Genomic DNA, 6696 nt, shown 5'->3' with positions numbered 1-6696 from the left:
ACGTAGGCGTTGTGGTGCTTGCCGTAGTGGTACTCGAGGGTCTCCTTCGAGTACTCGGGTGCCAGCGCGTCGAGGGCGTAAGGCAGGGGTGGGAGCACATGTTCCATGGTTTCTTCTCGTGGGTTGGTTGCGGGGAATAAAGGATTCTAGAAAGGAATCAGGAGCCCGGCGTCGGACGCGTTCCCGTTTTGCCGGACGTCACGGTCAGGTCGACCGAGCCGTCGACGAGCCGTGCAACCACGGCGTCGCCCGGATTCAATTTTCTTGCGCTGACGATCGCTCGGCCATCCGCGCCGGTGAGCCAGGCATAGCCGCGCTGCAACACCAGCGCGGGGTCGAGCAGCTTGAGCCGCAGCGCCACGCGTTCGAGCCGATCGCGCCGCTCTGCCAGCGCGCGCTCGAGCTTGCGAGGTAAATCGGCCGAGATCGACCGCGGCGCATGGGCCAGGCGCTCGGTTCTGGACAGCACCGCATAGCGCAGGCGCTGCGAATGGTGCTCGAGCCGAAGCTGCTGGCGCGCCACCAGCGTGGAGGGCCGCCCCAGGCGTGACGCCGCCTGGTCGAGGCGCTGGCCCAGCACGTCGAGCCGGGTGTCCAGCGCGCCTTGCAGCCGTTCGCCCAAAAGATCGATCGCGCCGAGCCACATTGCTTGCGGCGCGCTGACGAGTTCCGCCGCGGCGGTGGGTGTGGGCGCCCGCAGGTCGGCGCAAAAGTCAGCAATGGTGAAATCGGTCTCATGGCCCACGCCGCAAATCAGCGGCACCGGGCTTTGAACGATGGTGCGAGCCAGGGTTTCGTCGTTGAACGCCCAGAGGTCCTCGATGGAGCCGCCGCCGCGCACCAGCAGGATCACGTCGACCGCGGGCTCCAGGGCATACAAGGATTGCAGTGCGCGCACCAGTTCCCCCGGCGCGCCGGCGCCCTGCACCGCCGCGGGCGCCAGGACCACCGGGATGTGAGGCACGCGGCGCCGCAGCGCGGTCACCACATCGTGCAGCGCCGCAGCGCCCAGCGAGGTCACCAACCCCACCGTGCGCGGCATGACCGGCAGCGCCCGCTTGCGCTCGGCATCGAAGAGCCCTTCAGCTTCTAGCCGCGCCTTGCGTTGCAGGAACTGCTCGAACAGCGCGCCTTGTCCGGCACGCTGCAGGCTTTCGACCACCAGTTGCAGATCGCCGCGCGGTTCGTACACCGCCAGGCGGCCGCGCACCTCGACTTGGTCGCCGTCGCGCGGGGAAAAATCGAGCAGGCCGGCCGCGCGCCGGAACATCGCGCAGCGCAGTTGGCCAGAATCATCCTTGAGCGCGAAATAACAATGTCCGCTCGATGCGCGCGAAAAACCGGAAATCTCGCCGCGCACCGCGACCGGATTGAAGCGCGCATCCAGCGCATCGGCGACCGCGCGGCACAGCGCCCCGACGGGCCAGATGCGCGGACCCGGTGTGGTGTGGGAATCACGCAATGTCACAAATCGGCCGGATAGCGGGTGACCACTCTTCCACAGTGAGGCGGCAAGCCCCCATGCCCGGATCGGGGTGCGGAACAAGTGCACGGTTTGTCGTGCAAGCTATTGATTTCATTCAGAAAACTGCTGCTCAAAATTCAGTCGATCTAATGGAAAGCCCACGCCATGCGGGTCGGGGCACGTTGCCCATCAGGTTAATCACAAAGTTATCCACAGAATCTGTGCGTCCTTGCTTACAAACAAACAAGGCGCTTGGCGATGGTGGGCTCGGTGGATAATCGCCGCGCATTTGCAGTCTATTCGGGGCCGGAGGATTCCTTGTTTTCCATCATAGTTGCCGCGGGCTGGCCAATCTGGCCATTGCTCGCTTGTTCGATCATCGCGCTCGCGCTGGTTATAGAACGTTTCACAAGTCTTAAAACGGTCAAGGTCCTGCCGCCCAAACTGCTCGATGAAGCCATGACGGTGTCGCACGGTTCCGTGCCCGGGCCCGACGTGGTAACCAAGCTCGAGCGCAACTCGATGCTGGGGCAAGTGCTGGCCGCGGGCCTTCGCGCCCTCAATGCCAATCCGCGCTGCACCGAGGACGACCTGCGCGCGGCCATGGAAGCCTCGGGACGCACCGTGGCTCACAAGCTGGAGCGCTACCTGCCCGCGCTGGCCACCATCGCCTCGGCTGCGCCGCTGCTCGGCTTGCTGGGTACCGTGATCGGCATGATCGAGATCTTCGGCTCGCAATCGCCCGGAAGCGGCGCGGTGGGATCGGGGAATCCGGCGCAATTGGCGCACGGCATTTCCATTGCTCTGTACAACACGGCCTTCGGCCTGATCGTGGCCATTCCGACCTTGATCTTCTGGCGCTATTTCCGCAGCCGGGTCGACGAATACCTGCTGAACCTCGAACTCTCCGGCGAGCGCTTTGCCCGCCACCTGAACGCATTGCGGAAATGATGGCCTTAACGCTTGCCACTGCGAGCGCAGCGCTGTCCGGCGGAGGCTCGCCATGACCCGCGGCCGCATGCAGTTTCGCCATGGCGCGCGCGATGAGCCGGAGATCAATTTGATTCCGTTCATCGACGTGCTGCTGGTCGTCCTCATCTTCCTGATGCTGTCGACCACCTACAGCAAGTTCACCGAGATGCAGTTGCGCCTGCCGACAGCGGACGTCGACTCGCAGCGCGACTATCCCAAGGAAGTGATCGTGGCGGTGTCCGCCGACGGCCGCTATTCGATCAACAAGACGCCCCTGCCAGACCGCAACGTGTCGACGGTGGCCGCCGCGCTCGGTGCGGCAGCCACGGGCGGCAAGGACAGCGTGGTGATCATCAGCGCCGACGCGAGCAGCCCGCACCAGTCCGTGATCACGGTGATGGAAGCCGCACGCCGCGCGGGCCTGGTGCAGATCACGTTCGCAGCTCAATCGACGGCCCAAGCAGGGCACTGAGTGCCGTTGCAGGGCCGCAGCACTCCCGGCAACAGCAGCGCGACCGGCGCGCCCGCTTCGCGGCTGCTGCGTGCCTGGTTGCACCGCGGCCCGTTGGCTTGCCTGTTGTGGCCGCTGTCGCTGCTTTATGCGGCGCTGTTCGCGCTGCGGCGCTGGCTCTATCGACAAGGTTGGCTGCAAACAGACCGCGTGTCGGTTCCAGTGATCGTGGTCGGCAACGTCATTGCGGGCGGCGCCGGCAAGACGCCGGTGGTGATGGCCGTGGTTCGGCATCTGCAGGCTCGCGGCCTGCGCGTCGGCGTGGTGTCGCGCGGCTACGGCCGCCGCACCGACGACTGCCGTGAAGTGGAAGACGAAAGCGATGCGCGGGATGTCGGCGACGAACCGGCGCTGATCCGCCGTGCCACCAGCGCGCCCGTGTTCGTGGCGCGGCGCCGCATCGAAGCCGCGCGCGCCCTGCTCGCCCGACACCCGGCGACGCAGGTCATCGTGAGCGACGACGGGCTGCAGCACCTGGCGCTCGCCCGCGACCTCGAGATCTGCGTGTTCGACGACCGCGGCGTGGGCAACGGCTGGCGGCTGCCCGCGGGGCCCTTGCGCGAGCGCTGGCCGCGCCCGTGCGATCTGGTGCTCCACAGTGGCGAGCATCCGGCATTCGGGGACGGCTACACCGCCACTCGCGCCCTGGCACCAGACGCGGTCGCGAGCGACGGGAAACGTACACCGCTCGATGCCCTGGCCGGCAAACCAGTGATCGCGCTGGCGGCCATTGCGCGGCCTGAGGCCTTCTTCGACATGCTGCGCGCGCGCGGCCTCACCCTGGCGGAGACGATCGCGTTGCCCGATCACTTCGACTTCGAGGGCTGGCAACGCCCTTCCGATCGCGATTTCCCTCTGCTCTGCACCGAGAAAGATGCCGTCAAGCTCTGGCGGCAAGCCCCGGATGCGCTGGCCGTGCCGCTGCACTTCGTACCCGAGCCGCAATTCTTCGCGGCGCTCGATGCGAAGCTATCATCGCTCGATGGATCCCAAGCTGCTTGAACTGCTCGTCTGCCCCGTCACCAAGGGCCCGCTGACCTGGAACCCCGAGAAGCAGGAGCTCTGCTCACGCAGCGCACGCCTGGCCTACCCGGTGCGCGACGGCATTCCCGTGCTGCTCGAGAACGAGGCGCGCACGCTGTCCGACGAAGAGCTGGGGCTGTGAGCTTCACCGTCCTGGTGCCGGCCCGGCTGGCGTCGACCCGGCTCCCCAACAAACCACTGGCCGACATCGCCGGCCTGCCCATGGTGGTGCGAGTCGCCCAGCGCGCGAGTCGATCGGGAGCGGCGCGCGTGGTGGTTGCCGGGGACGATCCTTCCATCGTCGCGGCCTGCACGACACATGGCGTGGAAGCCATCCTGACCCGGCAGGACCATCCCAGCGGCACCGACCGGCTGGCCGAAGCCTGTGAGCAACTGGCCCTGGACGGCGACGATATCGTCGTCAACGTGCAAGGCGACGAACCGCTGATCGACCCGGCCCTGATCGACGCGGTAGCCTTCGCGCTGTCAGCTCACCCGGAAGCCGCCATGAGCACGGCAGCCCACGAAATCGATTCGCTCGACGACTTTCTGAACCCGAACGTGGTGAAGGCCGTGCTCGATGCAAAGGGCAACGCGCTCTACTTCAGCCGCGCGCCCATTCCGTGGTGGCGCGACGGCTCCACTGGCGGCGCGCCGCCGGGCGTGCTGCCTTCGCCTCGGCCGCTGCGCCATATCGGCATCTACGGGTATCGTGCCGGTTTCGTGCGCCAGTTTCCTTCGCTGGCGTCCGCCCCCATCGAGGCCACCGAAGCACTCGAACAATTGCGCGCGCTCTGGCACGGCCATCGCATTGCCGTGCATGTCAGCCAAGTGGCCCCCGGCCCTGGCATCGACACGCCAGAAGACCTCGCCCGCGTACGCGCGGTCTTTGCAGCCCAGCTGGCCCCTTGAGTTGCATCAATATCCGTGGCGATTGACGGAAATTCTTCACGCTTACGCATGCTATCCTCGACGCAATTCCGCCTTGCACGGCTCTAGGGCCGGCGCTGGGTGCGACACAAGATCCAAGAACCGTCCGAGGACACCATGAGACTAATTTTGCTGGGCGCGCCCGGGGCGGGCAAAGGCACGCAAGCGGCTTTCATCTGCCAGAAGTACGGCATTCCTCAGATCTCGACCGGCGACATGCTGCGCGCCGCCGTCAAGGCCGGTACGCCGCTTGGCCAGCAGGCCAAGGCCGTGATGGAATCGGGTGGCCTGGTGAGCGATGACCTGATCATCAACCTCGTGAAAGAACGCATCGCGCAATCCGATTGCGCCGATGGATTCCTGTTCGACGGCTTTCCGCGCACCATTCCGCAAGCCGACGCCATGAAGGCGGCCGGCGTCAAGCTCGACTACGTGCTCGAAATCGATGTGCCATTCAGCGACATCATCGAACGCATGAGCGGCCGGCGCTCGCATCCGGCTTCGGGCCGCATCTACCACGTCAAGTTCAATCCGCCGAAGGTGGAGGGCAAGGACGACGTCACCGGCGAAGACCTGATCCAGCGCAAGGACGACGAGGAAGAAACCGTGCGCAAGCGGCTGGAGGTCTACAGCCAGCAGACGCGTCCGCTGGTCGAGTACTACTCGGCCTGGGCCAAGGCCGATCCGGCCACCGCCCCGAAGTACCGCGCCATCAAGGGCGTGGGCACCGTCGAAGAGATCACCCAACGCGCCCTGGCTGCCCTGAGCAGCTGAACGCGCGCCGCCGTCAGGCGGCCCCTGTCGTCTCGATCAGTTCCAGCATCAACGCGATGCGTGCCTTGACGGGCGTCAGGGCACCGGCGTCGCGCAAGCGCTCATCAGCCTTCGGCAGGATGCGTCCGCTCGCGCAGCGCGTGGCACGCAGCACAGCCACTCCCGCATCCTGGGCGCGCAGCGCAGCAGCCTCCAGCACGTGGTGCACCGTTCCGTTGCCGGTCGCAGCCAGAACCAGTCCGCGAATCGGCTCGGCCACGCCCGCTGCGCGCTCCTGCAGCAGCAGATCGACAATGGCGCCGCTCGCGCCGGCATGGCTGGTGACGATCTCGACCCTGGGCCAGCGCATTGCCGCGCCTGCCTTCGTTGCGGGAATCTTCGAAGCCGCACTCACCGGCAATCGGGGCCAGTCGCGAAGAAGCCGAACCGCCCCCTCTTCCACGTAACCAATCGGGCCCGCATCGCCCGATGAAAACGCATCCGGGCGATAGGTGTGCACCTTCTGCACGTCCAGCGAACCGTGGACCATGCCCGCGCAGACCACCGTCACGCCCTGCGCTCCCGGCGTGGCCGCAACGGCGATGGCGTCGCGCACATTCTGCGGGCCGTCGGGCGAAAGAGAGCTCGCGGGACGCATGGCACAGGTCAGCACCACGGGCTTGCCAAGCGCAAGCACCGCCTGGAGAAAGTAGGCCGTCTCTTCGATGGTGTCAGTGCCATGCGTGATCACCACGCCCGCCACGTCGGCCTCGGACAGCCAGAACGCGCAGCGCTGCGCAAGTTGCAGCCAGACATCGAAGCCCATGTCCTTGCTGTCGAGCTGCGCCACCTGTTCGGCCTCGAGCACCACGCCCTCCGGCGCATCGATACCGTCGCCAAGCAGGTCCGCCACCGCCACCTGCCCTGCGGTGTAGCCGATGTTGTCGCCGCCGCTGGCGGCGCGGCCCGCGATGGTGCCGCCGGTACCCAACACCACGACGCGCCGCAGGCCGGACGAAAAGGAATTGACCATGCTTGCCAA

The 6696-nt window shown here is 66.5% G+C and carries 8 protein-coding genes and 1 pseudogene; 6 read left to right on the top strand and 3 right to left on the bottom strand.

Going from position 1 to position 6696, the window contains the following annotated elements; all coding sequences use genetic code 11:
- Together BLR24_RS28170 and xseA are read right to left on the bottom strand one after the other, a co-directional pair.
- Positions 1 to 107, bottom strand: a pseudogene (locus BLR24_RS28170) (superoxide dismutase [Fe]); the annotation flags it as partial.
- Positions 108 to 157: 50 nt separating this feature from the next.
- Positions 158 to 1468 carry an exodeoxyribonuclease VII large subunit gene (gene xseA / locus BLR24_RS28165; RefSeq protein WP_093023621.1) on the bottom strand — a complete coding sequence of 437 codons (1311 nt, stop codon included), beginning with the start codon at positions 1466 to 1468 and terminating at the stop codon, positions 158 to 160.
- A gap of 315 nt (positions 1469 to 1783) precedes the next feature.
- Here xseA and BLR24_RS28160 point away from each other — a divergent pair, with 315 nt between their 5' ends.
- The 6 genes from BLR24_RS28160 to adk all read left to right on the top strand — a co-directional run bounded on the left by BLR24_RS28160 (position 1784) and on the right by adk (position 5675).
- Positions 1784 to 2416, top strand: a complete 633-nt coding sequence (locus BLR24_RS28160; protein WP_093023633.1) for a MotA/TolQ/ExbB proton channel family protein — start codon at positions 1784 to 1786, stop codon at positions 2414 to 2416.
- A 52-nt stretch (positions 2417 to 2468) separates the two neighbouring features.
- Positions 2469 to 2909, top strand: a complete 441-nt coding sequence (locus BLR24_RS28155) for an ExbD/TolR family protein (protein ID WP_093023619.1) — start codon at positions 2469 to 2471, stop codon at positions 2907 to 2909.
- Entirely contained in the window at positions 2910 to 3950 is a 1041-nt protein-coding gene (gene lpxK / locus BLR24_RS28150; RefSeq protein ID WP_093023618.1) for a tetraacyldisaccharide 4'-kinase, read from the top strand.
- Positions 3931 to 4113 carry a Trm112 family protein gene (locus tag BLR24_RS28145; RefSeq protein ID WP_028260080.1) on the top strand — a complete coding sequence of 61 codons (183 nt, stop codon included), beginning with the start codon at positions 3931 to 3933 and terminating at the stop codon, positions 4111 to 4113. The genes lpxK and BLR24_RS28145 overlap by 20 nt, the downstream gene beginning before the upstream one ends.
- Positions 4110 to 4883, top strand: a complete 774-nt coding sequence (kdsB, locus tag BLR24_RS28140) for a 3-deoxy-manno-octulosonate cytidylyltransferase (protein ID WP_093023616.1) — start codon at positions 4110 to 4112, stop codon at positions 4881 to 4883. The genes BLR24_RS28145 and kdsB overlap by 4 nt, the downstream gene beginning before the upstream one ends.
- Positions 4884 to 5018: 135 nt before the next feature.
- Complete coding sequence (adk, locus tag BLR24_RS28135) at positions 5019 to 5675, top strand: adenylate kinase (protein ID WP_093023631.1); 657 nt, start codon at positions 5019 to 5021, stop codon at positions 5673 to 5675.
- Positions 5676 to 5688: 13 nt separating this feature from the next.
- Here the strand turns inward: adk and BLR24_RS28130 are convergent, their stop codons facing one another.
- Positions 5689 to 6687, bottom strand: a complete 999-nt coding sequence (locus BLR24_RS28130; protein ID WP_093023614.1) for an asparaginase — start codon at positions 6685 to 6687, stop codon at positions 5689 to 5691.
- Positions 6688 to 6696 lie beyond the last annotated feature (9 nt).

The organism is Variovorax sp. OV700 (assembly GCF_900099805.1).
Taxonomy (GTDB): Bacteria; Pseudomonadota; Gammaproteobacteria; order Burkholderiales; family Burkholderiaceae_C; genus Variovorax.
This window is presented reverse-complemented; position numbering and strand designations above follow the sequence as displayed.